A 24,674-nucleotide genomic window follows, 5' to 3' on the forward strand; every position below is an offset into this window, starting at 1 on the left:
TCTGTCTGTCTTCTTGCGGCATCGGGCAGCGAGGCATTAAAGCCGCGCCGCCCGTACCGATGTCATGTGGTCTCAGCCCTTGAGGACTTCAACCAGCGTCTTGCCGAGGCGCGCCGGGGAAGGCGAAACCTTGATGCCAGCCGCTTCCATGGCTGCGATCTTGGATTCTGCGTCACCCTTGCCGCCGGAAACGACAGCGCCGGCGTGGCCCATGGTGCGACCCTTCGGAGCCGTACGGCCTGCGATGAAGCCGGCCATCGGCTTCTTGCGGCCCTTCTTGGCTTCGTCGATCAGGAACTGTGCTGCATCTTCTTCAGCCGAGCCGCCGATTTCGCCGATCATGATGATCGACTGCGTGGCTTCGTCAGCGAGGAACATTTCCAGCACGTCGATGAACTCGGTGCCCTTGACCGGGTCGCCGCCGATGCCGACAGCCGTGGTCTGGCCGAGGCCTTCGTTGGAGGTCTGGAACACGGCTTCATAGGTCAGCGTGCCGGAGCGCGAAACGATACCAACCGAACCCTTGCGGAAGATGGAGCCCGGCATGATGCCGATCTTGCATTCTTCCGGCGTCAGGATACCCGGGCAGTTCGGGCCGAGCAGGCGCGACTTGGAGCGGTCGAGGCGAGCCTTGACGCGAACCATGTCCATGACCGGGATACCTTCGGTGATGCAGGTGATGAAGGGGATCTCAGCTTCGATCGCTTCGATGATGGCGTCCGCAGCACCTGCCGGCGGAACGTAGATCACGGATGCGTCTGCACCGGTCTTTTCCTTGGCTTCAGCAACCGTCGCGAAGATCGGCAGGCTTTCGCCCTTCGATCCGGTCCAGGTTTCGCCACCCTTCTTCGGGTGAATACCGCCGACCATCTGCGTGCCGTAATAGGCAAGCGCCTGTTCGGTGTGGAAGGTGCCGGTCTTGCCGGTCAGGCCCTGCACGAGGACCTTGGTGTCTTTATTGACGAGAATCGACATTATATCCGGTCCTTCAAATTAGCCGTTCACCGCTGCGACGATTTTCTTCGCCGCATCGTCGAGATCGTCAGCCGCGGTGATCGCAAGGCCGGACTCGTTGAGGATCTTCTTGCCAAGCTCGACATTCGTGCCTTCGAGGCGCACGACGAGCGGAACCTTGAGACCGACTTCCTTGACGGCTGCGATCACGCCTTCAGCGATGACGTCGCACTTCATGATGCCGCCGAAGATGTTGACGAGGATGCCCTCGACCTTCGGGTCAGCCGTGATGATCTTGAAGGCTGCAGCAACCTTCTCCTTGCCGGCACCGCCGCCGACGTCGCAGAAGTTAGCCGGCTCTTTGCCGTAAAGCTTGATGATGTCCATCGTCGCCATGGCGAGACCGGCACCGTTGACCATGCAGCCGATGTTGCCGTCGAGAGCCACGTAAGCGAGGTCCCACTTGGAGGCTTCGATTTCCTTGGCGTCTTCTTCGGTCTCGTCGCGCAGCGCCTTGACGTCGTCATGGCGGAACAGCGCATTGCCATCGAAAGACATCTTGGCGTCGAGAACGCGCAGATGGCCATTTTCCATGACGATCAGCGGGTTAACCTCGAGGAGAGCCATGTCCTTCTCATTGAAGGCCTTGTAGAGGATCGGGAACAGCGCCTTGGCGTCTTCCGCAGCAACACCATCAAGCTCGAGAGCCTTGGAGATCGCGGCAACGTCGGCATCGCTGACACCCTTTTCCGGGTTGATGGCGATGGTGTGGATTTTCTCGGGCGTGTCGTGGGCGACAGCTTCGATATCCATACCGCCTTCGGTGGAAACCACGAAAGCAACCTGGCCGACGGAACGGTCAACCAGCAGCGAGCAGTAGAGTTCGCGGGCAATGTCTGCGCCGTCTTCGATGTAGAGACGGTTGACCTGCTTGCCGGCGTCGCCCGTCTGCGCCGTTACCAGCGTGTTGCCGAGCATGTCCTTGGCGTGGGAAACGACTTCGTCGATCGACTTTGCCAGACGAACGCCGCCCTTGGCGTCGGGGCCGAGTTCCTTGAACTTGCCCTTGCCGCGGCCGCCAGCGTGGATCTGGCTCTTGACGACGTAGAGCGGGCCGGGAAGCTGCTTTGCGGCAGCTTCGGCTTCTTCGACCTTGAGAATGGCGACGCCTTCAGCAACCGGCGCGCCGTAGCCCTTCAGAAGAGCCTTGGCCTGATATTCGTGAATATTCATGGAATAATCCCTGTTTGGAGCCGCTAGGCTATTACTTCAGCGACGGAGCGATGTTGACGCAGGCTTCGCAAAGACCAGCGACGGCGCCGACGGATTTCTGGAAGGCGGCTTCTTCTTCCTTGTTGAGTTCGATCTCGATGATGCGCTCGATACCGCCGGCACCGATGATGGTGGGAACGCCGACATACATATCATCAACGCCATACTGACCCGAGAGGTGGGCGGCGGCGGGCAGAACGCGCTTCTTGTCCTTGAGGTAGGATTCAGCCATTTCGATTGCTGAAGCGGCCGGCGCGTAATAGGCCGAACCGGTCTTGAGTAGGCCGACGATTTCAGCACCACCATCACGGGTGCGCTGGATGATCTGCTCAAGGCGCTCGGCGGTCAGCCAACCCATCTTGACGAGATCCGTCAGCGGAATGCCGCCAACCGTGGAATAACGGGCGAGCGGCACCATCGTATCGCCATGACCGCCGAGAACGAAGGCGGTGACGTCCTGGACCGAAACATTGAATTCTTCAGCGAGGAACAGGCGGAAACGGGCGCTGTCGAGAACGCCGGCCATGCCGACGACCTTGTTCTTCGGCAGGCCGGAGAACTTCTGCAGCGCCCAGACCATGGCGTCGAGCGGGTTGGTGATGCAGATGACGAAAGCGTTCGGGGCATATTTCTTGATGCCGGCGCCGACCTGTTCCATCACCTTGAGGTTGATGCCGAGAAGATCGTCGCGGCTCATGCCTGGCTTGCGGGCAACGCCAGCGGTGACGATGCAGACGTCAGCACCTTCGATGGCTGCGTAATCGGAAGCGCCGGTGAGCTTTGCATTGAAGCCTTCGACCGGGCCGGACTGGGCAATATCCAGACCCTTGCCCTGCGGGATGCCGTCAGCAATATCGAAGAGGACGATATCGCCCAGTTCCTTCAGGCTGGCGAGATGCGCCAGCGTGCCGCCGATCATGCCAGAACCAATAAGTGCAATCTTTTTGCGAGCCATCGAATGCTTCCTCTTGAGCTTCAATTCAATTTCACCGCGCCAAACCGGCAGCCAAATTGTCGCACTCCGATTAGCCCCATTGGCTAAAATAGGCAACAGATTCTTTTGTGGTGAATATTTTCAATCGTTTAGATCATTATTTTCTTACGTAAACGTAAGAAAATGCGTCACGAAAGTGTCAAACTTTCTGCCGCTTTTCGTGATGAAGCGCCAGGTAATCTGCACTGCGCATCTCGAACAGGCGCGAGGCCGTACGATCGAACTCGAAACCTTCGGTTCCCTTGCGTTTGCCGAGCAGGTCTTCCGGCATGGCTGCGGCTGATGCGAAAAGCCTGACGCTATGGTCGTAAAGCGCGTCAATGAGGATAATGAAACGCTTGGTCTCGTTCCGCTTGTCCGCGTTGAGCAGCGGGATGTGGTCGATGAAGACCGTATCGAAACGATTGGCGATGGCCAGGAAGTCGGAAGCCCCGAGCGGCTTCTCGCAGAGATCTGAAAACGAAAAGCGCGCCACCCGGCCACTGGCGCGTGGCACCAGAATGGAGCGGCCCTTCATGGGTATTTCCGTTGGGGCAACGAGATGACCGCCGGTCATGTGCCGCCAGGCCATGTCCATCGCCTGATCCGCCGAACCGTCGAGCGGCGTGACGTAGACCGGAAGGCTTTCCAGCTTCTCCATCCGGTAGTCGGTGGGGCTGTCCAGCGTCACCACGTCAACATATTTCTTCAGCAGATCGACGAAGGGCAGGAAAAGGCCGCGATTGAGACCATCCTTGTAGAGATTGTCGGGCACGACATTGGAGGTCGTCACCAATGTGCACCCATTGGCGAAGAGTTCGCTGAACAGCCGGGCGAGGATCATCGCATCGGCAATATCCGTGACCGTGAATTCGTCGAAGCATAAAAGCTCCGCTTCCGCGAGAAGCTCCGCCGCGACGGGGGGAATGGGATCGGCCTGTTTGGTTTCGCCATTCTTCAGCTTCTGCCGATGCGCATGCACACGATTATGCACATCCGCCATGAATTCATGAAAATGGCACCGCCGTTTGGAAGAGACGGGAGCCATCTCGTAGAACATGTCCATCAGCATCGTCTTGCCGCGGCCGACGCTGCCATAGACATACAATCCCTTGACGGGGGCGGCAGGCCCGGACTTGCGCGCGAACATCCAGCCGAGCGCGCTCTTCTTCTTGGCGGGCTTGCGCGCCTTCAGATCCGCAAGGATACGGTCAAGATGCGCCGCCACGCCAAGCTGGGCGGCATCGGCCTGCAAGGTGCCAGCTGCCGTCAATGCGTTGAGCTGTTCAACGACACTATGATTGTAATCAGGCAAAGGCTTCATGGATAAACGCCTCGGACGCGGGCGCACAAAGGCACCCGCGACGAATGAACAGGCTTAGAGCGAAAAGAGCGTTCCGGCTGCACCGGAAAGACTCATCGGCTGAGGCTGAGCGGCTGGCCGCTATTGGTCGTGCCGTCAAAGCGCGCATCGGCGCTCTTGTAGACGCGGCCGATCGTGTCACCCGAACGGTTCTTGAAGAGAACCATCTTGCCGGACACTTCCCAGGACCCCATCGCCGTCAACTCGCCCGCACAACCGCGCGTGCCGCCACGCGAGCCGCTGCCGAGATTGGTGAGCGTCAGGAACATGTCGCAATTGGCGCCGCCATTGGAAACGCGCCAGTTGCCGACCATGGATTCCTTGGTAACGTCAAGTGCGGCTGCCGGCGGAGCGGCGGAAGCAACATTGGTTCCGCCAGGGGCCGCCGAGGCAGGTGCCGACGGGAACTGGCTGCCGGTGGCGCCACCGGGCGGCGGCAGGGCGCCGGACTGGACGGAAGGCACCGGCTGCGCCTGCAAAGGCGGCGTATAACCGGGATTGTTGCTGGCGTTGTTGTTGTAATCGTAGGAGGTACGTTGGCAACCGGCGAGAGTCATCACAACCGCAAGGCCCGTCACCACATATCTGAATTGCATATCAAGCTCCCGATTCTCTCGCTTCCGGAAAGATCATGATCAAACAAGAAGGCTGAATTATTACCAAAGCCTTATCTTGCGCAAGCGATGGCCGGGATAATTACCATTTCGGTCGATTTTTACCGAATTTTCCCACGCCGGGTTGTAAAAAGGGCCACGGTCGAGACCGCGGCCCGATAGATTTTTCGTTGTCAGCGAATCGCCTTTAAACGCGGCGCTCGACCATCATCTTCTTGATTTCCGCGATCGCCTTGGCCGGGTTCAAGCCCTTCGGGCAAGCCTGCGCGCAGTTCATGATGGTGTGGCAGCGATAGAGGCGGAACGGATCCTCGAGATTGTCGAGACGCTCGCCGGTTGCCTCATCACGGCTGTCAATGAGCCAGCGATAGGCCTGCAGCAGAACAGCGGGACCAAGGTAACGGTCGCCATTCCACCAGTAGCTGGGACAGGAGGTGGAGCAGCAGGCGCACAGAATGCACTCATAAAGACCGTCCAGCTTCAGGCGGTCCTCGTGGCTCTGTTTCCATTCCTTGGCGGGCGTCGGCGAAACCGTCTTCAACCAGGGTTCGATGGAGCGATGCTGGGCGTAGAAGTTCGACAGATCGGGAACGAGGTCCTTCACCACAGGCATGTGCGGCAGCGGATAGACCTTCACCGTACCCTTGATCTCTTCCATGCCCTTGGTGCAGGCGAGCGTATTGGTGCCGTCGATGTTCATCGCGCAGGAACCGCAGATGCCTTCACGGCAGGAGCGGCGCAGAGTCAGCGTCGGGTCGATATTGTTCTTGATGTAGAGAAGCGCATCGAGAACCATCGGGCCACAATCGTCGACATCGATATAATAGGTATCGATGCGCGGGTTCTGGCCATCATCCGGGTTCCAGCGATAGATCCGGTATTCGCGAACGTTCCTGGCACCGTCAGGCTTCGGCCAGACTTTGCCTTCGCTGATCTGGGAATTCTTGGGGAGAGCTAGTTCAACCATATCCAGTTCCTCAAATCAGTAGACGCGAGCCTTCGGCTCGATCTTTTTCGGATCGATGCCGTCGGCGATCAGGTCGGTGTGAACAGGGCGGTAGTCGAGCTTGACATCACCTTCGGGGCTGACCCAGGCAAGCGTGTGCTTGCGCCAGTTCACATCATCGCGACCGGCGAACGGACCGTCGACGAAATCCTCACGGGCGTGCGAACCGCGGCTTTCCTTGCGCGCTTCCGCGCCATAGACCGTGGTGATCGCATTGGCCATCAGGTTGTGCAGCTCGAGCGTCTCGACCAGATCGGAGTTCCAGACCATCGAGCGATCGGTGACCTTGACGTCAGGCAGTTCCTTCCAGATGGCGGAAAGACGCTTGCAGCCGCTCTCGAGCGATTCCTGCGTACGGAACACCGCCGCATCGTCCTGCATGGCGCGCTGCATCTTGTCGCGCAGCACCGCCGTCGGCGTGGAGCCGTTGGCATAACGCAGGCTGTCGAAGCGTTCCATGATCTTGTCGCAGGCAGCAATGTCGAGCGCCGGAACCGGCGCATCGCGGTCGATGACCTGGGCAGCGCGGATTGCGGCGGCACGGCCGAAGACCACGAGGTCGATCAGCGAGTTGGAACCGAGGCGGTTCGCACCATGAACCGAGGCGCAACCGGCTTCGCCAACAGCCATCAGGCCGGGCGCGATGCGTTCCGGGTTGTTGGCATCGGCGTTCAGCACTTCACCCCAATAGTTGGTCGGAATGCCGCCCATATTGTAGTGAACCGTCGGCAGGACCGGGATCGGCTCGCGCGTTACGTCGACGCCGGCGAAAATCTTCGCGCTTTCGGAAATGCCTGGAAGACGCTCATGCAGGATCGCCGGATCAAGGTGGTCGAGATGCAGGAAGATGTGATCCTTGTTCTTGCCGACGCCGCGGCCTTCACGGATTTCCATCGTCATGCAGCGCGACACCACATCACGCGAGGCAAGGTCTTTTGCCGAAGGCGCATAACGCTCCATGAAGCGCTCGCCTTCGGAGTTGACGAGATAACCGCCTTCGCCGCGCGCGCCTTCGGTAATGAGGCAGCCTGCGCCATAAATGCCGGTCGGGTGGAACTGCACGAATTCCATGTCCTGAAGCGGCAGGCCGGCACGGGCAATCATGCCGCCGCCGTCGCCGGTGCAGGTGTGGGCAGAGGTCGCCGAGAAATAGGCGCGGCCGTAACCGCCGGTCGCGAGAACCACCATCTTGGCGGAGAAGCGATGGATCGTGCCGTCATCGAGGTTCCACGCCACGACGCCGGTGCAACGGCCGTCTGCCGACATGATGAGGTCGAGCGCGAAATATTCGATAAAGAATTCCGCGTTGTTGCGCAGCGACTGGCCATAAAGCGTGTGCAGGATGGCGTGGCCGGTACGGTCAGCAGCGGCGCAGGTGCGCTGCACCGGCGGGCCTTCACCGTAATTCTGCATATGGCCACCGAAGGGGCGCTGGTAGATCTTGCCTTCTTCGTTACGCGAGAAAGGCACGCCGTAATGCTCAAGCTCATAGACCGCCTTCGGCGCTTCCATGGCGAGATATTGCATCGCATCAACGTCACCCAGCCAGTCGGAGCCCTTTACGGTGTCGTAAAGGTGCCACTGCCAACAGTCGGGCGTCATGTTGGTGAGCGAGGCGGCAATGCCGCCCTGCGCCGCAACCGTGTGGGAGCGCGTCGGGAAAACCTTGGTGATGCAGGCCGTGCGGAAACCCTGTTCCGCCATGCCGAGCGTTGCGCGCAGACCCGCGCCACCGGCGCCCACCACGATCACGTCATAGGAGTGATCGACATAGGTGTAGGCCTTGCCATTCTGGGAAGGTGAACTGATCGATGCCATGGCGGACTTATCCTGCGAATGCGATTTTCAGAATGGCGAAGATGGAAAGGCCGCCAATCAGAATCGCGAAAAACGTATTGAGCATCAGAAGAACGAGCTTCGAAACCTCGGCGTGAACGTAATCTTCGATGATGACCTGCATGCCGAGCTTCATGTGAATGAGGCCGGACACCAGCACCAGAGCCATGATGACCGCAACAAGCGGGTTCGACAGCGCGGCGACGACTTCCGGATAGGGCGCGCCGGCATATTTGATGAGGAAGATCACGAAGAAGATCAGCAGCGGAACGTTGGCAACCGCGGTGACGCGCTGGCGCAAGAAATGGTCGGTGCCTTCCTTGGCGGAGCCGAGACCGCGAACCTTTCCGAGAGGTGTACGCATATCCATGAAAAATCTCCTCAGCGCACGATCAGGGCGATGACCCAGATCAGCGCGGTCAGACAGATCGACACCACCCACGAGGCCTTTGCCAGCTTGGTGGTAAAGTGCTTTTCGAAGCCGTAGCCCAGATCCCACATGAAGTGGCGAAGCCCGCCCAGCATGTGGTGCACGAGAGCCCAGGTATATCCGATCAGGATAAGTCTGCCGATGATCGTACCCATCGCCCAGTTGACCCAGTCGTAATAGGCAGGACCCGAGGCGATTGCGATCAGCCACCAGGCAACCAGAAGCGTTCCGAAATAAAGCGCGCCGCCTGTGATGCGGTGCACGATGGAAGCAACCATCGTCGGAATCGGCTTGTAAATTTGAAGATGCGGCGACAGAGGCCGGTTATTAGTCGCATTCGCCATCAGAACCTCGCGGCGTTTTCCCGTGCGCCCATCAGACAGGACGCCCCCAAGCAACAGCACATGACGAAAGAATGTGCATTGCACCAACCGCGACGTTTAATCACATGGGAGCATCACCACAAGCACATTTCATGGCCGATTCCAATTTAATCGATTGGTTCACGAATTTTTTTTGGAATTTTTTTGCGTCAAAATAAAAAATCGAGCGTTTCCAAGATTTACGCCCTCAAAATATTTACCTTTACGTAATTCAGGAATCGTGTAATTTACCTTTTGTTAATGAGAAAAATCCGGAGAATGAGGCTCATGTTACAGCGCCGAATCGCTGCTTTAACCATGATGGTTGCAGGCGTCATTTTCACAGTAATGCCTCCGGCGGCGGCAGACGATTATTATGGTCGCCGTGATTATCAGCATCATTATCAACATCGTCAATCGCAGGTGAGCTTCTCAACGGACGGGCTGCCATCCACCCTCTCCGGCGGCACTTATGTGGGCGCGATATCGGCGCTGCGCGTTCGTGGCAATGGCAATTATTTCGCAATCGGCGGCGGGCTTTCGCGGAAAGGCGCAACGCTCACAAGAGGCTCGCCGCTTGCGCCAAAGGCGAAGATCATCAATGTCCGTGCCGAAACCGCTGACGACGCCTGCGCCTATGAACATGGCGTCTGCATTATCCGGCCCTAAAGTATTTCCGGCGAAAGCATGACGCGGTTTTACTGCAAATGTGCGATGCACTGATCAGATAAAACGCCAGACGGTGGTCTTCTTCACTTCGCTGTCTTCCAGCGCCCGCGTCACCGGCACCTGATAGGTCGCCTCCGCTCGGAGCCGCTCTTTGGGCAAATAGGCCCGCCCCGGATCGCCGACGAGCACGCTCACGCCCTTTTCCGTCAGTTCCCGAAACCACGGCACGAGAAGATCGGCAAAGGCGTGATCGTAAAACACGTCGCCCGCTAACAGAACATTCGCTTCGACCGGCTTCCCAACCAGATCAAGCCCGGTGAAAGCAATATCCACCTCATTGAGAGCCGCATTCAGCCGAATGGCGGTCTCCGTCCAGGGATCGATATCCGCCGCCAGAACCGCGCTGGCGCCCGCCTTTGCCGCAGCAATGGCGACCAGGCCGGAGCCGCTGGCGAAATCCAGCACGCGCCTGCCGGAGACGCTGTCGGGATGATCGAGAACATAGCGGGCAAGCCCCTGCCCGCCGGCCCAGGCGAAGGCCCAGAAGGGCGGCGGCAGGCCGATCGCTTCCAGCTCCTCCTCCGTCTTCAGCCACAGCTCATGAGCCTCCGTGGCAAGATGAAGACGCAATTCCGGCACATGCGGCGGGCGCATGATGCCGGTGTTGTCGAGAATGAAGCGTTCGGGATCGGTCCTCACCGAAGCATCAGTCCGGTGATTTCGGTGGATTGGCGAGGTTGCCCATGCGGCAAACCTCAAGATATTCCTCCTCCGTCACCGGCTGCACGGAAAGCCGCATGGAGGTGACGAGAGACATCTTTTCCAACTTGGGATTGGCCTTCACATCCTTCAGCGAAACCGGCTGCGGCATATCGCAAACGGCGCGGATATCGACGCAATCCCACTTCAGATCGCCTTCAGCGGTCGAGTCCGGATGCGACAGCGCACAGACTTCGACGATGCCGACGACGTCCAGCCCTTCATTGGAGTGGTAGAAGAAACCCTTGTCGCCGATCTTCATGGCCCGCATGTTGTTGCGGGCCTGATAGTTGCGCACGCCGGTCCATTCTTCGCCGGCCTCGCCCTTGGCCTTCTGCATTTCCCAGGACCATTTGAACGGCTCGGACTTGTAAAGCCAGTAATTCGCCATGTCCGGTCACGCTCCCGGATTGTTGAAGACCCAATTATAGGGCTTCACATCGACGCTTTCGAACAGGCCGGCCTTTGCATAGGGATCGGCATCGGCAAGGGCCTTGGCCGCATCGATATCGGCAGCTTCCACGATGACGAGGCTGCCATTCGGCTTGCCTTCGGCATCGAGAAACGGACCGGCGATCTTCAGCGTGCCCTCGGCATTCAGCCTGTTCAGATGTTCCAGATGCGCCGGGCGCGTTTCCATGCGCACGTTCAGATGGCCGGGCTTGTCCTTGCAGATAAAGGCAAACAGCATTTTCGTCTCCTCGCTGGAGCATGTCTCCCAAAAAGTGTCAGCGGTTTTGGGACCAAGACATGCGTAAAATATTGTTCGACCGCCCCACCCTCATTCGGTGGTGATCGGCCGTGTCATCAATTGTTGCATGGCGCTCGCCACATCCAGATTGCCATCGATGATGGCGGCCACCGCTTCGGTAACCGGCATGTCGACAGCGTGACTTTCTCCGAGTCGGGCGGCGACGGCAGCCGCAAAAGCGCCCTCCACCAGCCCGCCGGACATGTCCTTGCCCTCCCCGCGGCCGAGCGCGATGCCGAACCGCAGGTTTCGCGACTGATGGCTTGTGGCGGTCAGCACCAGATCGCCGAGGCCCGAGAGGCCGCGCACCGTATCCGCCTTGCCGCCCATGGCGACGATGAGACGCGACATTTCGGCAAGCCCGCGCGAGATCAGCGCCGCCCGGGCGGAATCGCCAAGGCCCGCGCCTTCGACGATGCCGGCGGCAATGGCGAGAACATTCTTCAGTGCGCCACCAAGCTGCACGCCGATGCGGTCGGTCGAGGCATAAAGCCTGAAGGTCCTGCCGGAAATCGTGGTTGCCAGCTGTTCGGCGATGGCAGCGTCTTCCGCCGCAATCGCCATGGCCGTCGGCAAGCCACGGGCAATATCGGCCGCGAAGCCAGGACCGGACAGAACCGCAATCGGGTGATGTGGCAGTTCCGCTTCCAGAAGTTCCGTCAGCAGACGGCCGGAACTGCGGTCGATGCCCTTGGCGCAGGTGACAATGATAGAGTCATTAGCCAGATAAGGACCATAGTGACGGGCCGCATCGGCATGGGCCTGAGATGGCATGGCAAAGAGCACAATGCTGGCACCGACAAGCACATCAGGCTCGGCTGAAAATTCAAGCGCATCCGGAAGGTCGACACCTGGCAGGGCCGCCTCGTGCGCGCGATCACTCCTGAGGTCAGCCATCAGGGACGGATCGCGGCCGAGCAGGGTCACATCATGCCGGTTTTCCAGCGCAATGACGACGGCTAGCGCAGTTCCGAAGGCGCCGGCGCCGATGACGACGATTTTTTCCCGCTGCATCAGGCCTTGGCTCCCCTCTTACCGAAACCGATCAATGTTTCCGCGCTGCCATCCAGCGGCCAGCGCGAGCGCGGCGGAATTTCCAGCGGATCGGATGCTCGGCCGTCCGCCATTCGCTCCAGTCCGGCCCAGGCGATCATCGCAGCATTGTCAGTGCAGAGCCGGTGCGGCGGCGCGACAAAGCGAAAGCCATTGATATCGCAAAGCGACTGCAGGGTCTGGCGGATTTCCTTGTTGGCGGCGACACCGCCAGCCACGACCAGCGCAGGCTGGGTCTCCAGCTGCGGAAACTCCTGGCGGAAACGCGCAAGGCCACGGCCGATGCGATCCTTGAGAGTGCGCGACACCGCATTCTGGAAGGAGGCGCAGATATCGGCAATATCCTGCTCCGAAAGCGGCGCGATGGCAGTCGCCGCCTGCCGCACCGCTGTCTTCAGGCCGGAAAAGGAAAAATCGAGCCGTGCTTCGCCGACCATCGGGCGCGGCAGCGGAAAGCGGTTGGGATCCCCCTTCGCCGCCGCCTTCTCGACCGCAGGACCGCCGGGATAGGGCAGGCCCAGAAGTTTCGCGGTCTTGTCGAAGGCTTCACCCAGCGCGTCATCGATGGTGGTGCCCCAGCGCTCATAGTCGCCCACACCGCGCACCAGCACCAGCTGGGTATGGCCGCCGGAAACCAGCAGCATCAGATAGGGAAAAGACAAACCGTCGGTCAGCCGCGCCGTCAGCGCGTGGCCCTCCAGATGGTTGATGGCGTAAAGCGGCTTGCCGGCCGCCTTGGCGATGGCCTTGCCCGTCATCAGCCCCACCAGCAGACCACCGATGAGGCCGGGACCGGAGGTGGCGGCAATGGCGTCGACATCGGCAAGAGTCACGCCTGCCTGCTCCAGCGCTTCTTCCACCAGCGTGTCCAGCGCCTCGACATGGGCGCGCGCGGCAATTTCCGGCACGACGCCGCCATAGGCGCTGTGTTCCTCCAGCTGCGACAAAACGACGTCGGAGACGATCTCGCCGCGCCCGTCCGCATGCCGAACCACAATGGATGCAGCGGTTTCGTCACAGCTTGTCTCTATGCCGAGGATACGAAGAAAGGGGGTCATCAAATCTGTTCGTTCATTGCGATCATGCGCTGAGTTGGTCTAAGACAACTCCGGTAACAATGGATAGACGCGGATGCAAACAAAACCTTTCCGAATCGGCACGCGCGGCAGCCCGCTGGCGCTCGCGCAGGCTTATGAGACGCGCAACCGGCTGATGGCGGCGCATGGCCTGCCGGAAGAAATGTTCGAAATCGTCGTGCTATCCACCAAGGGCGACCGGATAACCGACCGCGCCTTGTCGGAAATCGGCGGCAAGGGCCTCTTCACGGAGGAGCTGGAAAGCCAGCTTCTTTCCGGCGAACTCGATATGGCCGTGCATTCCTCCAAGGACATGCCGACCGTTTTACCCGAAGGCCTTTATCTGTCCGCCTTCTTGCCGCGGGAAGATGTGCGCGACGCCTTCATCGGCCGCACCGCGCCGAAGCTGCTGGAGCTGCCGCAGGGCGCCGTGGTCGGCTCCGCATCCCTGCGCCGCCAGGCGCTGATCCGCCGCCTGCGGCCGGATCTGAGCGTCATCATCTTTCGCGGTCAGGTCGATACGCGGCTGCGCAAGCTCGAAGAAGGCCAGGCGGATGCGACGCTGCTTGCCTTTGCCGGCCTGAAGCGGCTCGGCAAGGACAATGTTCCGACGGAAATTCTCGACCCGAAGGAATTCCCCCCTGCTCCGGCGCAGGGCGCAATCGGTGTGGAGAGCCGCATCGGTGACACCCGCATGGACGAGCTGCTTGCCCCCATAAACGACAGGCCCACTTATGATGCGGTGACCTGCGAGCGCGCCTTCCTGGCCGCACTCGACGGTTCCTGTCGCACCCCGATTGCCGGTTACGCCACCTGCGAGAGCGAGGAACTCTATTTTTCCGGCTTGATCCTCACCCCTGATGGCCAGACGAGCCACAACATCGAAATCTCCGGCAACCGCAAAGATGCGGCAAAGCTCGGCCGACAGGCCGGCGAAGAGGTGCGTGCCAAGGCGGGCAGCAATTTCTTCGAAGGCTGGAACTGAGCCTATGCGGGTCGTCGTCACCCGGCCGCAACGTTCGGGCGAAAGGACGGCCGCAAAACTTGAAGCACTCGGCCACGAGCCGGTGCTTTTGCCACTGTTTCATCCAGCCCATCATGGCGAGCGCGCCATCTCGGCGCTATCCGGCCCGCTGGCGGCGATTGCGGTGACCAGTGCCGAGGCATTGCGGGCACTGGAAACATCACGGGACCGGCTGGCCCCGCATCTGTCAAAACCGCTCTTCGCCGTCGGCGCAACAACGGCGGAAGCGGCGAAAAAAGCCGGCTTCACGCAAATATTCATCGCCTCCGGAGACGCCCTGGGTCTGATTGCTCTCGTAACGCAGCGCCGCGCACTTCTTTCCGAAGGACAGCCCCTGCTCTATCTCGCCGGCAGGCCCCGTGGCTCCGTCTTCGAGGAGGGCCTTGCCGCTGCGGGCATTCCCTTTAGAGTGATCGACTGTTACGAGATGCTGCCCTCGGATATCTCCGAAAGCATGCTCCAGACGGCGCTTGTCGAAAACGCTGCCGATGTGGTCCTGCTCTATTCCTCGGAAGCGGCGCGGGCCTTTTTCAACCATGCATCAACGGACAGATACGCGGCAGCACTGGCTGGGACACAATTCATCTGCATCAGCCACAACGTGCTTTCTCTGGTTCCGGAAATCTTTCGCGCAAACGCCATCGCCGCCAGAGAACCGAGCGAGGCAGCGATGTTCGAACTTCTGCACCATAACTCTGGAACCTAATTCGAGCTCGCCTCTTTCCTTTGCCGCCGTCACTGACTAGGTTTAGATTACTGCAGGCAGAAATGAGGTTGTCATGGTATCGGGAAAGCCGCCACGCCACTCCAAGTCCAAAGCCGAACCGGTCACCATCGACCTGGACGCCAAAGACGTGAAAGCAATTTCCGCCGACGTGGACGCTGCCAAGACGGACGAAAAGCCCGGTGACAAAACGCCTGCGGCCGCCGCAACGCCGGGTGTTTCGGAAACAAAGCCGGAAGCAGCCACGACGGGAAACCCCGCCCCCGTCTGGGACCAGCCTAAGAAAAAACCTATCGAGCCAGAACCCAATGTTGGCAAAACGGAATCCATAGCCGCCGCGTCGAAGACCGAGAGCCCTGAAGACAAACAGAAAGAGCCCATCTCGACGGCCCCTGTTCCGCCCAAGGTCGACGCAACACCGATGGCGGGCACCGCCGGGACGAGCGCCACTGCGGCTGCAGCAGCGGGTGCGAAGCCGGCCTTTGGCTCCACAGCTTCCTCCAGCGCATCTGGCGGGGCCACCGCTGCAAAACCATCGACCACGACCTCATCCTCAGGACCGGCCAATTCAGGACCGGCCAAGCCATCCACATCACAACAGGCGGAACGCAAACAAGCGGCGACCTCCGGCCTGATCGCGGCGGGTATCGTCGGCGGCCTTGTGGCGCTCGCCGCCGCCGGCAGCATGCAATATGCCGGTATCCTGCCCTCCGTTAATGCAGGCAGGGCCGGAGGCGAGGAGATCGCCGCACTAAAAACCGATCTGGGAAATCTTCGGCAGCAGCTTGCCAATGCTCCAGCGGCGGACACCTCGGCACTGGAACAGCGCATCGCAACCCTCGAAGGCGCAAAGGGTGAAGCCCCGCAGGTGGATGGGCTTTCTGAAAAAATTACCGCGCTGGAATCTGCCCTGCAGTCGGAGCGATCCGCGCAGGCCACGGCGACCGCCGAACTGACACGCCGTCTTGCGGATGCGGAAGCCAAGATCAACGAGCCACGCGACGATATCGAAGTCGCCCGCGCCATTGCCTCGGCCGCGCTGAAGGCCGCGATCGATCGCGGCGGGCCGTTCCTCACCGAACTCGATACGCTCTCCAGGGTCACATCAGACGATCCGGCGATTGCATCGCTGCAATCCTTTGCCGCCACCGGCGTACCGTCGCGTTCGGAGCTGATGCAGAAATTCCCTGATATCGCCAATGCGATGCTGTCAGCCATCAACCAGCCTGACCCCAATCAGGGCATCATGGAGCGCTTGACCGAAAGCGCCTTTTCGCTGGTGAAGGTGCGCCCGGTCGGCAACATCGAGGGCGAGACCCCCGAGGCCATCATCGCGCGTATGGAAAACAAGCTGCGCAACGGCGACCTGCAGGGCGCAGCACTTGAGTGGAATGGTCTTCCCGATACCGCCAGGACGGTATCCGCCGATTATAAAAAATCTCTGGATGCGCGCATTGAGGTCGAAAATCTGGTGGGCGGCACGTTGAACCGCGCCATCACCAGCACTGGCAGGCAGGGGTGAGCGCATGACCAGAATTCTGACTTTCGCCGTTATCGTTCTGGCTCTCGGTTTCGGTTTCTCCTGGCTGGCTGACAGGCCGGGCGTGCTCTCCATCGTCTGGCAGGGCCAGTTGATCGAAATGAGCCTGATGGTCGCCGCCTCCATCATCGCCGCGCTGGTTGCCGCCGTCATGCTGGTCTGGTGGGTCGTCAACGCCATCTGGACCTCGCCCAATGCCGCACGCCGGTATTTCCGCGCCCGGAAGCGCGACCGCGGTTATCAGGCTCTGTCCACCGGCCTCATTGCCGCCGGCGCTGGCAACGCCATCCTCGCCCGCAAGATGACGGCCCGCACGCAGGGGCTGCTCAGCGCCGATCAGGAACCGCTGATCCATCTGCTCGATGCGCAGGCCGACCTCATCGAAGGCAAATATGACGAGGCGCGCCGCAAGTTCGAGGCGATGGCCCGTGACCCTGAAACGCGCGAACTCGGCCTTCGCGGCCTTTATATCGAAGCGCGCCGGCAGGGCGCCTATGAAGCCGCCCAGCAATATGCCGAAGATGCTGCGGAAAAAGCCCCCTATCTGCCATGGGCAGCACAGGCGACGCTGGAAAACCGCTGCCGCAACGGGCAATGGGACGATGCCATTCGCCTGCTCGACCAGCAGAAGGCGGCAAGCGTCATCGAACGCGGCGAGGCGGAGCGGCTGAAAGCCGTGCTTCTCACCGCCAAGGCCGGTGAAAAGCTGGAAAGCGACCCGGTGGGCGCGCGCGAGGATGCCAAGCACGCTCTCAAGCTCGCAAAAGGCCTCGTTCCGGCGGCACTGATTGCAGCGAAGTCCTATCTGCGCGAAGACAATCTGCGCAAGGCCGCCACGGTTCTGGAACCCGTCTGGAAGAACGATCCGCATCCGCAGATCGCCGAGCTTTATGTCCGCGCCCGCAGCGGCGATACCGCCATCGACCGGCTGAAACGGGCGGAGCGGCTTGAGAGCCTGAAGCCCAACAACCTCGAATCCCTGTTTGCCGTGGCGCAGGCAGCGCTCGACGCCAAGGAATTCGCCAAGGCACGGGCCAAGGCCGAAGCCGCCGCCCGCATTGAGCCACGCGAAAGCATCTTCCTGCTGATGGCCGATATCGAAGAAGCGGAAACCGGCGATCAGGGCCGTGTGCGCTACTGGATGGCGCAGGCGCTGCGCGCGCCGCGTGACCCGGCATGGGTGGCGGATGGTATCGTCTCGGAAAAATGGCTTCCGGTCTCCCCCATCACCGGCCGTCTCGACGCCTTCGAATGGAAAGCGCCCTTCGGTCAGCTCGAAGGCCCTGTTGAAGATCTGGCGATCGAAAATGCGATTGCCGCGGCACCCGCAAGAGCCGAACCGGTTGCGAAGACGATCGTTGTCGAAGCCGCGCCCGAGACCCTTGCGGAGCCAAAACCCGCCCCGGCCGCGCCGATCGAGGTAAAGCCGACTGTTTCAATCCCGAAGGAGAAAAAGCCGGTCACAATCGAAGCGCCGGTGGAAACCGAAGTGGCGGATGACAAGGCGGCGGAAGCCGTGCCCTTTTTTGGCGGCGCACCGGATGATCCGGGCGTCAAGAAGCCAGGCGCGGACGCCGAACCCAAGACCCGGCTCAAACTCTTCTGACCAGCAGGCTATCGATGTTCCAGCAAATACAGTCGTTTATTCAGAACCTCGTTGGCCCGCAGGCGGGTGATTTCAGCCCTGATGATCTAAGGGTGGCGGTAGCCGCCCTCTGTTTCCAGGTGATGGAAGCGGATGGCACCGTCTCGAAAAGCGAGCGTGATCGCCTGCGCCAGATTCTTCACGAATATTACCATCTCGACGGTGGCAAGCTTGATGCCCTTCTTGCCGCCGGCCAGGAGGCCGGCAAGGAAGCCGTCGATTATTACCGCTTCACCACCGATATCCGCCGCCACCTCGATGAGGATCAGCGCGTGGAGCTTATTGGCATATTATGGGATATTGTTTACGCTGACGGCGAACGAAGCGAAATGGAAGACCATGTGATCTGGCGAGTCGCCGATCTGCTCGGTGTTTCCGTGCGCGACAGGGTTCTGCAACGTCAGCAGGCCGCCACGAGGTCCGGGCCCGCTGAAGAAAGCGAAAACGAAGACGATGCTGTTTGACCCTTCCAGGCAACAGGAACAACAACCTTCGCTGCTCATCGTCCTGCATCAGGAACGTTCCACGCCCGGCCGCGTCGGCCAGATCCTGGTGGAAAAGGGTTATCGCCTCGATATAAGGCGGCCCGCGCTCGGCGACGACCTGCCGCAAACGCTGGAAAAACATGCGGGCGCCATCATCTTCGGCGGCCCGATGAGTGCCAATGATCCGCATGATTATGTCAAAACCGAAATCGACTGGCTGAAGGTGCCGCTGAAGGAAAACAAGCCCTTTCTCGGCATCTGTCTCGGCGCGCAGATGCTGTCCAAACATCTGGGCGGCAAGGTCGAGGCAGACAGGGACGGCAAGGTGGAGATCGGCTGGTATCCGCTTCACGCCACCGAACACGGTCGGCTTCTGATGCCGCATTGGCCGAAGATGGTCTATCATTTCCACCGCGAAGGCTTCGAACTGCCGCGGGGAGCCGAGCTTCTGGCGGCAGGCGAGACCTATCCCAATCAGGCCTATCGTTATGGAAAAAATGCCTGGGGCCTGCAGTTTCACGCCGAACTGACCCGCGCCATGATGCATAGCTGGGTGGTGCGCGGCGCGCAGCGTTTCGGCATGCCGAATGCGCAGGTCGGCAGTCAGCATCTGGAAGGCCGCATGTTGTTCGACACGCCGCTCAGGGCATGGCTCAGCAATTTTCTCGATCTGGTTTTTGAGGGCAAGGCACAGCGCTGAGGCCCATCGCGGTTAGTGCGGCGCGTCGAGACTATCGATCTTGCGCAGCTTGGAAAAACCAAGCGCCCAGATGACCGCGACAGCAAGCGTGCCCGCCCCGCCGATGACAACGGCTGGCACGGCACCCACAACATGGGCCATGGTGCCGGCGCGGAATTCACCCAATTCGTTGGAGGCTCCAACGAAAACCATATTCACCGCATTCACACGCCCGCGCACCTCATCTGGTGTCCAGAGCGCGATCAGGGTCTCGCGCACATAAACCGACACCATGTCCGATGCTCCCATGACCACCAGCGCGGCAATGGACAGCCACGCGGTTTGCGAAAGCCCGAAGACCACGGTGGAAACGCCGAAGAGGCCGACGCCGACGAACATCAGCAGGCCGGCATGGTGGCGAATGGGCTTGAATGCCAGAATGACCGCAACGGTGATGGCCCCGATGCCGGGTGCGGCGCGCAGAAGCCCGAGACCCCATGGGCCAAGCGTCAGCACTTCCTTGGCAAAAATCGGCATCAACGCGACGGCACCGCCCAGCAGCACCGCGAAAAGATCGAGCGAAATGGCGCCAAGAACGATCTTCTCCTGCGAGATGAATTTGAAGCCGGCCAGCATTGTTTCGAGGGTGACGGCTTTTGCCGGACCACGCTGTTCCGGCTTGCGGATCGTCACCGCCAGCGTTGCGGAGAGGATGAAAAGCACAAGCGCCACGCTATAGGCGATGGAAGCGCCGAGACCATAAAGCAGACCGCCGGCAACAGGCCCCAGAATGGACGCCATCTGCCAGGAAGAGGAATTCCAGGCGATAGCGTTCGGCAAATCCTCGACGGGCACGAGATTGGGCGCCAGCGACTGGACAGCCGGTCCCATGAAGGCCCGCTCTATGCCGAAGACAACGAGAATGGCGAAGACCGGCCAGGGAGAAAAGCTGTGTGTCAGCGTAAGACCCAGAAGAGCCACAGCACACAGCGCCGCGACCAGAAGACATATGGCCATGATACGCCGGCGATTGTGCCGGTCGGCGACCGTTCCGGTAACAAGGATCAAAAGCAGAGACGGCAGAAACTGGAAGAGACCGATCAGGCCGAGATAAAAGGCGTTGCCGGTAACCTCATACATCTGCCAGCCGACAGAGACGCTGACGATCTGAATGGCGAAGGCCGAGAAAAACCGAGCGCTGAAAAAACGGCGATAGGAACTATGCCGGAATGCACCGAAGCGGTTTTCGGCAGAAGGCAGGGACATCGGCTGGGTGCTCGCGAGACAATATGAGATGTCTGCAATAGAGCGATATGACAGGAATCGCCAGCCCTCCTCTTCAGCGGGACGACGAAAAGTGTGAGCGGTTTTCGTCTGAAATCCCGCTGCAAAGCCATGAACCAGCTCGCGATGACCGCAGACCGGTCAGACCAAAGATCATTACGATCCGGCGCAACACTTGCCGGTTCACGCGTCAATGTCTAAATGTCTTGCAACCAAGATACGGAGATATTGATGCTTGCCCTGTTTCAGACCATCGATCTGGCCTTGAACCTCTATACGTGGGTGCTGATCGCCAGCGCCATTTTTTCCTGGCTTTACGCCTTCAACGTCATCAATTCCCGCAACCAGTTCGTGAACGCCATCGGGAGTTTCCTGGTCAATGTCACGGAACCGGCCCTGCGCCCCATCCGCCGCATTCTGCCCAATCTCGGCGGGATCGACATTTCGCCGATCATCCTGCTGCTGATCATCTTCTTCATCCGCTCCTTCATGTGGAACACGCTCTATCCGATGACCGTTTGAGCAGTCTCTGGAAAAAGCACGATGATCATATCCGCCTGTCCGTTCGCCTCACACCGAATGGCGGGCGGGATGCGATTGACGGCGTGGAGCAGGATGCGGACGGAAACGCGCATCTGAAGGCCCGCGTCAGCGCCGTGCCGGAAGGCGGCAAGGCGAACAAGGCCCTGATTGTTTTGCTGGCGAAAAAACTCGGCCTGCCCAAATCATCCATCACCTTCATCTCAGGCGAAACAGCGCGCAAAAAAATCCTCCGGATCGATACCGACCCGGAGGCTTTCGAAAAGCTCTTTAAAAAGCTGGCGGGTTAGGCCTATCAGCCCTGCGCCTTGTAGCGCTCGATGGCTTCGACAATCAGCTTCTTGGCGACGTCTACGTCCTGCCAGCCGCCCATCTTCACCCACTTGCCGGGCTCCAGATCCTTGTAGTGCTCGAAGAAGTGCTCGATCTGCTTCAGCGTGATTTCCGGCAGGTCCGTGTAGTTGTGGACCTTGTCGTAACGGCGCGTCAGCTTCGGAACCGGCACGGCGAGGATCTTCTCGTCCTTGCCGCCATCATCTTCCATGATCATCACGCCGATGGGGCGAACGTTGATCACGCAGCCGGGAACCAGCGGGCGGGTGTTGCAGATGAGAACGTCGATCGGGTCGCCATCGTCGGACAGCGTGTGCGGCACGAAGCCATAGTTACCCGGATAGGTCATTGGCGTGTAGAGGAAGCGATCGACGATCAGCGCACCGGCGTCCTTGTCCATCTCGTACTTGATCGGCTGGCCGCCAACCGGCACTTCAACGATAACATTTACGTCTTCCGGCGGATTCTTGCCTATGGAAATTGCATCAATACGCATTCGCTTCCCTCATTCGGCGGGTTGGATTTGGTTTTCGATACTGGGAAAGTCGCCGCATTGCAACATGGCTTTGGCCGGATAAGGCAGAATGGGCGATTTGATGTCATCGCGACGAAGCATCGCCCTCTACAAAATGAAAACGGCGCGAACTCCCTCTATCAGTTCCAGACGAAACCGACCTTGCGAAGCGACTTGCCATCGAAATCTTCCATGCCTTCGGCAATATCCCGGCCGCCATGCGAGCGGAAAAAGCGATTGGCGACGTCGCTATCCTCGAGGCACCAGACAACGATGCCGTTGCAGCCGAGTGAAGTCAGCAATCTGCGCGCTTCCGTGAAAAGCAGCGAGCCGAGGCCAATACCCTGATATTCAGGCCGGAGATAAAGTTCGTAAATCTCGCCGTCCTGCGGCAGCCCACGCGCCCGGCTTAAGCCCAGCGTCGCATATCCGGCAACCACACCGGCCACTTCCACCACCAGCATGGTTGCGGAGCCCTTGGTCGCCTTTTTCCACCAGACTTCGCCACGGCGCTCCAGCATCTGCGTCAACGGCTTGTGCGGGATAAGCCCCGCATAGGCCTGTTGCCACGACAGACGGTGCGCCTCTGAGATGGCGCGCGCATCATGCGGTTCAGCACGGCGAACATCGATGGATAACGTTTTCATAACGCGATTCTGGCCCCGGCCACGGAAACTTACCAGTCATAAAGGTTAACGCCGGCAAGCTTACCCACAGCCTATTCATGTGGACGACCAGAAAAAATTAACGCATCCTTAACCTTTGGCAAAGCGCCTTTCGACTCCTGCACACATAAAAAAGAATGCATAAAAAAACCCGGCGCGAGGCCGGGTTCTTTGAAATTCGTGGCGTAGAGCCAATCAGACAGCGAGCTTTGCCTTTTCGAAACGCTTGCGGTCGTTGGCGTCCAGGAACATCTTGCGCAGGCGGATGGACTTCGGCGTCACTTCCATCAGCTCGTCTTCCTGGATCCAGGAAAGGGCGCGGTCGAGCGTCATGCGGATCGGCGGCGTCAGCTTCACGGCTTCGTCCTTACCGGCGGCGCGGATGTTGGTCAGCTGCTTGCCCTTCAGCACGTTCACTTCGAGATCGTTATCGCGTGTGTGAATGCCGATGATCATGCCTGCATAGACCTTTTCACCCGGCTCGATGATCATCGGGCCGCGATCTTCAAGGTTGAACATGGCGTAGGCGACTGCCTCGCCCGAACCGTTCGACAGCAGAACGCCGTTGACGCGACCGGCGATCTGGCCCTTGAAGGGCTGATAGTCGTGGAACAGACGGTTCATGATCGCCGTACCGCGCGTGTCGGTCAAAAGTTCCGACTGGTAGCCGATGAGGCCGCGGGTCGGGGCATAGAACTTCAGACGAACGCGATTGCCGCCGGAAGGACGAAGCTCGGCCATTTCAGCCTTGCGCTCGGACATCTTCTGGACGACGACGCCGGAATGCTCTTCATCGACGTCGATCACGACTTCTTCGATCGGCTCCAGCAGGGTGCCGTTCTCATCCTTGTGCATGACGACGCGCGGACGCGAAACGGCAAGCTCGAAGCCTTCGCGACGCATGGTTTCGATCAGAACCGCCAGCTGCAATTCGCCACGGCCGGAAACGAAGAACGAATCCTTGCCTTCAGCCTCTTCGATCTTCAGCGCGACGTTGCCTTCGGCTTCCTTGAACAGACGGTCGCGGATGACGCGGCTCGTAACCTTATCGCCTTCGGTGCCAGCAAGCGGGCTGTCGTTAACGATGAACGACATGGTGACGGTCGGCGGATCGATCGGCTGCGCGGTCATCGCCTCGGTGACCGAGGGGTCACAGAAGGTGTCGGCAACCGTACCCTTGGAAAGACCGGCGATGGCGACGATGTCACCCGCATGGGCCTCATCGATCGCGGTGCGCTCGATGCCGCGGAAGGCGAGGATCTTGGAAATACGACCGGTTTCGATCGTCTTGCCATCCTGGCCAAGCACCTTCACGGCCTGGTTCGGCTTGATCGAACCAGAGGCGATGCGGCCGGTGATGATACGGCCGAGGAAGGGGTTGGCCTCGAGGATCGTGCCGATCAGACGGAACGGACCTTCTTCGACTGTGGGCTCCGGAACATGTTCGAGAACCAGATCGAGCAACGGTGCGAGACCCTGATCCTTCGGACCTTCCGGGTTGACGTTCATCCAGCCGTCACGGCCAGAACCGTAAAGGATCGGGAAGTCGAGCTGCTCGTCGGTAGCATCGAGGTTTGCAAAGAGGTCGAAGACTTCGTTGATGACTTCTTCATGGCGGCCGTCCGGACGGTCGATCTTGTTGATCGCGACGATCGGACGAAGACCAACCTTCAGCGCCTTGCTGACGACGAACTTCGTCTGCGGCATCGGGCCTTCGGAACTATCGACCAGAACGATCGCGCCATCCACCATCGACAGGATACGCTCGACTTCACCGCCGAAGTCGGCGTGGCCGGGGGTGTCAACGATGTTGATGCGAACACCCTTCCACTCCACCGAGGTCGCCTTGGCGAGAATGGTGATGCCACGTTCCTTTTCGAGGTCGTTGCTGTCCATTACGCGCTCGGCGACACGCTGGTTGTCGCGGAACGAGCCGGACTGCTTCAGAAGCTCGTCCACGAGCGTCGTTTTTCCATGGTCAACGTGCGCGATGATCGCGATGTTGCGAAGTGCCATTGTTCAAAATCTCTGAGGTTGGGCGCCACTATCGTGAGATGCGCCAATTTAGTTTGGCGCGCTCATAACCTTTTTTTTGCAAATGCGAAAGGGGGGGCCTTGTCATA

General features: G+C 59.9%; 27 protein-coding genes. 9 read left to right on the plus strand and 18 right to left on the minus strand.

Annotated elements, in window-relative coordinates; genetic code table 11:
• Nucleotides 1–72: 72 nt before the first annotated feature.
• The 9 genes from sucD to sdhC form a co-directional block, all read right to left on the minus strand.
• Nucleotides 73–975 carry a succinate--CoA ligase subunit alpha gene (sucD, locus tag DA915_RS24525; RefSeq protein ID WP_003504982.1) on the minus strand — a complete coding sequence of 301 codons (903 nt, stop codon included), beginning with the start codon at nt 973–975 and terminating at the stop codon, nt 73–75.
• Between the two features lie 18 nt (nt 976–993).
• The gene (gene sucC / locus DA915_RS24530; RefSeq protein ID WP_003504983.1) at nt 994–2,187 is read right to left on the minus strand and encodes an ADP-forming succinate--CoA ligase subunit beta; all 1,194 of its coding nucleotides are present in this window, start codon (nt 2,185–2,187) and stop codon (nt 994–996) included.
• A 31-nt stretch (nt 2,188–2,218) separates the two neighbouring features.
• Nucleotides 2,219–3,181: a malate dehydrogenase gene (mdh, locus tag DA915_RS24535; protein WP_003504984.1), complete on the minus strand. Its 963-nt coding sequence runs from the start codon at nt 3,179–3,181 to the stop codon at nt 2,219–2,221.
• A gap of 178 nt (nt 3,182–3,359) precedes the next feature.
• Nucleotides 3,360–4,523 carry a cell division protein ZapE gene (zapE, locus tag DA915_RS24540; protein WP_107677584.1) on the minus strand — a complete coding sequence of 388 codons (1,164 nt, stop codon included), beginning with the start codon at nt 4,521–4,523 and terminating at the stop codon, nt 3,360–3,362.
• Between the two features lie 92 nt (nt 4,524–4,615).
• Nucleotides 4,616–5,158: a protease inhibitor Inh/omp19 family protein gene (locus DA915_RS24545; protein ID WP_003523510.1), complete on the minus strand. Its 543-nt coding sequence runs from the start codon at nt 5,156–5,158 to the stop codon at nt 4,616–4,618.
• A 205-nt stretch (nt 5,159–5,363) separates the two neighbouring features.
• Nucleotides 5,364–6,143, minus strand: a complete 780-nt coding sequence (locus tag DA915_RS24550) for a succinate dehydrogenase iron-sulfur subunit (RefSeq protein ID WP_003504987.1) — start codon at nt 6,141–6,143, stop codon at nt 5,364–5,366.
• Nucleotides 6,144–6,158: 15 nt separating this feature from the next.
• Nucleotides 6,159–8,000, minus strand: coding sequence for a succinate dehydrogenase flavoprotein subunit (sdhA, locus tag DA915_RS24555; protein WP_003504988.1), 1,842 nt, complete (start codon nt 7,998–8,000; stop codon nt 6,159–6,161).
• 7 nt (nt 8,001–8,007) lie between these two features.
• Entirely contained in the window at nt 8,008–8,388 is a 381-nt protein-coding gene (gene sdhD / locus DA915_RS24560; RefSeq protein ID WP_003504989.1) for a succinate dehydrogenase, hydrophobic membrane anchor protein, read from the minus strand.
• Between the two features lie 11 nt (nt 8,389–8,399).
• Complete coding sequence (gene sdhC / locus DA915_RS24565; protein WP_003504990.1) at nt 8,400–8,792, minus strand: succinate dehydrogenase, cytochrome b556 subunit; 393 nt, start codon at nt 8,790–8,792, stop codon at nt 8,400–8,402.
• A 306-nt stretch (nt 8,793–9,098) separates the two neighbouring features.
• Between sdhC and DA915_RS24570 the strand changes: the two genes are divergently transcribed.
• Nucleotides 9,099–9,479: a hypothetical protein gene (locus DA915_RS24570; RefSeq protein WP_192886655.1), complete on the plus strand. Its 381-nt coding sequence runs from the start codon at nt 9,099–9,101 to the stop codon at nt 9,477–9,479.
• Between the two features lie 54 nt (nt 9,480–9,533).
• Here DA915_RS24570 and DA915_RS24575 read toward each other — a convergent pair whose 3' ends face one another.
• The 5 genes from DA915_RS24575 to tsaD form a co-directional block, all read right to left on the minus strand.
• Nucleotides 9,534–10,178: a methyltransferase gene (locus tag DA915_RS24575; protein ID WP_107677586.1), complete on the minus strand. Its 645-nt coding sequence runs from the start codon at nt 10,176–10,178 to the stop codon at nt 9,534–9,536.
• Between the two features lie 7 nt (nt 10,179–10,185).
• The gene (locus DA915_RS24580) at nt 10,186–10,629 is read right to left on the minus strand and encodes an EVE domain-containing protein (RefSeq protein WP_003504993.1); all 444 of its coding nucleotides are present in this window, start codon (nt 10,627–10,629) and stop codon (nt 10,186–10,188) included.
• 6 nt (nt 10,630–10,635) lie between these two features.
• A complete protein-coding gene (locus DA915_RS24585; RefSeq protein WP_003504994.1) occupies nt 10,636–10,929 on the minus strand; it encodes a YciI-like protein in 294 nt (97 codons plus the stop codon).
• Between the two features lie 90 nt (nt 10,930–11,019).
• On the minus strand, nt 11,020–12,003 hold the full coding sequence (locus DA915_RS24590; RefSeq protein WP_107677587.1) for an NAD(P)H-dependent glycerol-3-phosphate dehydrogenase: 984 nt from the start codon (nt 12,001–12,003) through the stop codon (nt 11,020–11,022).
• Nucleotides 12,003–13,100: a tRNA (adenosine(37)-N6)-threonylcarbamoyltransferase complex transferase subunit TsaD gene (gene tsaD, locus DA915_RS24595; RefSeq protein ID WP_107677588.1), complete on the minus strand. Its 1,098-nt coding sequence runs from the start codon at nt 13,098–13,100 to the stop codon at nt 12,003–12,005. Before tsaD ends, DA915_RS24590 begins: the two co-directional genes overlap by 1 nt.
• 73 nt (nt 13,101–13,173) lie before the next feature.
• Here tsaD and hemC point away from each other — a divergent pair, with 73 nt between their 5' ends.
• The 6 genes from hemC to DA915_RS24625 all read left to right on the plus strand — a co-directional run bounded on the left by hemC (nt 13,174) and on the right by DA915_RS24625 (nt 19,236).
• A complete protein-coding gene (hemC, locus tag DA915_RS24600) occupies nt 13,174–14,103 on the plus strand; it encodes a hydroxymethylbilane synthase (protein WP_107677589.1) in 930 nt (309 codons plus the stop codon).
• A 4-nt stretch (nt 14,104–14,107) separates the two neighbouring features.
• A complete protein-coding gene (locus DA915_RS24605; RefSeq protein WP_107677590.1) occupies nt 14,108–14,848 on the plus strand; it encodes a uroporphyrinogen-III synthase in 741 nt (246 codons plus the stop codon).
• A gap of 73 nt (nt 14,849–14,921) precedes the next feature.
• Nucleotides 14,922–16,388, plus strand: a complete 1,467-nt coding sequence (locus DA915_RS24610; RefSeq protein ID WP_107677591.1) for a COG4223 family protein — start codon at nt 14,922–14,924, stop codon at nt 16,386–16,388.
• 4 nt (nt 16,389–16,392) lie between these two features.
• Nucleotides 16,393–18,012 (plus strand): heme biosynthesis protein HemY, encoded by a 1,620-nt coding sequence (locus tag DA915_RS24615; protein WP_107677592.1) that lies wholly within the window; start codon nt 16,393–16,395, stop codon nt 18,010–18,012.
• Between the two features lie 14 nt (nt 18,013–18,026).
• Nucleotides 18,027–18,515: a TerB family tellurite resistance protein gene (locus DA915_RS24620; RefSeq protein WP_020813315.1), complete on the plus strand. Its 489-nt coding sequence runs from the start codon at nt 18,027–18,029 to the stop codon at nt 18,513–18,515.
• Complete coding sequence (locus DA915_RS24625) at nt 18,505–19,236, plus strand: glutamine amidotransferase (protein WP_107677593.1); 732 nt, start codon at nt 18,505–18,507, stop codon at nt 19,234–19,236. The genes DA915_RS24620 and DA915_RS24625 overlap by 11 nt, the downstream gene beginning before the upstream one ends.
• Nucleotides 19,237–19,248: 12 nt before the next feature.
• On the opposite strand, the gene DA915_RS24630 is transcribed toward DA915_RS24625, so the two are convergent.
• Nucleotides 19,249–20,481 (minus strand): MFS transporter, encoded by a 1,233-nt coding sequence (locus tag DA915_RS24630; RefSeq protein ID WP_003505017.1) that lies wholly within the window; start codon nt 20,479–20,481, stop codon nt 19,249–19,251.
• Between the two features lie 249 nt (nt 20,482–20,730).
• On the opposite strand from DA915_RS24630, the gene DA915_RS29045 reads away from it, so the two are divergent.
• Together DA915_RS29045 and DA915_RS29050 are read left to right on the plus strand one after the other, a co-directional pair.
• Nucleotides 20,731–21,021: a YggT family protein gene (locus DA915_RS29045; RefSeq protein WP_003492418.1), complete on the plus strand. Its 291-nt coding sequence runs from the start codon at nt 20,731–20,733 to the stop codon at nt 21,019–21,021.
• Nucleotides 21,018–21,329: a DUF167 domain-containing protein gene (locus tag DA915_RS29050; RefSeq protein WP_174035356.1), complete on the plus strand. Its 312-nt coding sequence runs from the start codon at nt 21,018–21,020 to the stop codon at nt 21,327–21,329. Before DA915_RS29045 ends, DA915_RS29050 begins: the two co-directional genes overlap by 4 nt.
• Before the next feature lie 5 nt (nt 21,330–21,334).
• Here the strand turns inward: DA915_RS29050 and ppa are convergent, their stop codons facing one another.
• The 3 genes from ppa to typA form a co-directional block, all read right to left on the minus strand.
• Nucleotides 21,335–21,868, minus strand: a complete 534-nt coding sequence (gene ppa / locus DA915_RS24640; RefSeq protein ID WP_003505020.1) for an inorganic diphosphatase — start codon at nt 21,866–21,868, stop codon at nt 21,335–21,337.
• 158 nt (nt 21,869–22,026) lie between these two features.
• A complete protein-coding gene (locus DA915_RS24645; RefSeq protein WP_020813320.1) occupies nt 22,027–22,533 on the minus strand; it encodes a GNAT family N-acetyltransferase in 507 nt (168 codons plus the stop codon).
• Between the two features lie 213 nt (nt 22,534–22,746).
• The gene (typA, locus tag DA915_RS24650; RefSeq protein ID WP_003492424.1) at nt 22,747–24,567 is read right to left on the minus strand and encodes a translational GTPase TypA; all 1,821 of its coding nucleotides are present in this window, start codon (nt 24,565–24,567) and stop codon (nt 22,747–22,749) included.
• Nucleotides 24,568–24,674: the final 107 nt, after the last annotated feature.

Origin of the sequence: Agrobacterium sp. LAD9 (assembly GCF_003031125.1) — a bacterium.
In the GTDB taxonomy this organism is placed as follows: domain Bacteria; phylum Pseudomonadota; class Alphaproteobacteria; order Rhizobiales; family Rhizobiaceae; genus Agrobacterium; species Agrobacterium radiobacter.

Coding starts and splice junctions, on each gene's coding strand:
- sucD (WP_003504982.1), bottom strand. CDS start 975: ATGTCGATTCTCGTCAATAAAGACACCAAGGTCCTCGTGCAGGGCCTG.
- sucC (WP_003504983.1), bottom strand. CDS start 2,187: ATGAATATTCACGAATATCAGGCCAAGGCTCTTCTGAAGGGCTACGGC.
- mdh (WP_003504984.1), bottom strand. CDS start 3,181: ATGGCTCGCAAAAAGATTGCACTTATTGGTTCTGGCATGATCGGCGGC.
- zapE (WP_107677584.1), bottom strand. CDS start 4,523: ATGAAGCCTTTGCCTGATTACAATCATAGTGTCGTTGAACAGCTCAAC.
- DA915_RS24545 (WP_003523510.1), bottom strand. CDS start 5,158: ATGCAATTCAGATATGTGGTGACGGGCCTTGCGGTTGTGATGACTCTC.
- DA915_RS24550 (WP_003504987.1), bottom strand. CDS start 6,143: ATGGTTGAACTAGCTCTCCCCAAGAATTCCCAGATCAGCGAAGGCAAA.
- sdhA (WP_003504988.1), bottom strand. CDS start 8,000: ATGGCATCGATCAGTTCACCTTCCCAGAATGGCAAGGCCTACACCTAT.
- sdhD (WP_003504989.1), bottom strand. CDS start 8,388: ATGGATATGCGTACACCTCTCGGAAAGGTTCGCGGTCTCGGCTCCGCC.
- sdhC (WP_003504990.1), bottom strand. CDS start 8,792: ATGGCGAATGCGACTAATAACCGGCCTCTGTCGCCGCATCTTCAAATT.
- DA915_RS24570 (WP_192886655.1), top strand. CDS start 9,099: ATGTTACAGCGCCGAATCGCTGCTTTAACCATGATGGTTGCAGGCGTC.
- DA915_RS24580 (WP_003504993.1), bottom strand. CDS start 10,629: ATGGCGAATTACTGGCTTTACAAGTCCGAGCCGTTCAAATGGTCCTGG.
- DA915_RS24585 (WP_003504994.1), bottom strand. CDS start 10,929: ATGCTGTTTGCCTTTATCTGCAAGGACAAGCCCGGCCATCTGAACGTG.
- DA915_RS24590 (WP_107677587.1), bottom strand. CDS start 12,003: ATGCAGCGGGAAAAAATCGTCGTCATCGGCGCCGGCGCCTTCGGAACT.
- tsaD (WP_107677588.1), bottom strand. CDS start 13,100: ATGACCCCCTTTCTTCGTATCCTCGGCATAGAGACAAGCTGTGACGAA.
- hemC (WP_107677589.1), top strand. CDS start 13,174: ATGCAAACAAAACCTTTCCGAATCGGCACGCGCGGCAGCCCGCTGGCG.
- DA915_RS24605 (WP_107677590.1), top strand. CDS start 14,108: ATGCGGGTCGTCGTCACCCGGCCGCAACGTTCGGGCGAAAGGACGGCC.
- DA915_RS24610 (WP_107677591.1), top strand. CDS start 14,922: ATGGTATCGGGAAAGCCGCCACGCCACTCCAAGTCCAAAGCCGAACCG.
- DA915_RS24615 (WP_107677592.1), top strand. CDS start 16,393: ATGACCAGAATTCTGACTTTCGCCGTTATCGTTCTGGCTCTCGGTTTC.
- DA915_RS24620 (WP_020813315.1), top strand. CDS start 18,027: ATGTTCCAGCAAATACAGTCGTTTATTCAGAACCTCGTTGGCCCGCAG.
- DA915_RS24625 (WP_107677593.1), top strand. CDS start 18,505: ATGCTGTTTGACCCTTCCAGGCAACAGGAACAACAACCTTCGCTGCTC.
- DA915_RS24630 (WP_003505017.1), bottom strand. CDS start 20,481: ATGTCCCTGCCTTCTGCCGAAAACCGCTTCGGTGCATTCCGGCATAGT.
- DA915_RS29045 (WP_003492418.1), top strand. CDS start 20,731: ATGCTTGCCCTGTTTCAGACCATCGATCTGGCCTTGAACCTCTATACG.
- ppa (WP_003505020.1), bottom strand. CDS start 21,868: ATGCGTATTGATGCAATTTCCATAGGCAAGAATCCGCCGGAAGACGTA.
- DA915_RS24645 (WP_020813320.1), bottom strand. CDS start 22,533: ATGAAAACGTTATCCATCGATGTTCGCCGTGCTGAACCGCATGATGCG.
- typA (WP_003492424.1), bottom strand. CDS start 24,567: ATGGCACTTCGCAACATCGCGATCATCGCGCACGTTGACCATGGAAAA.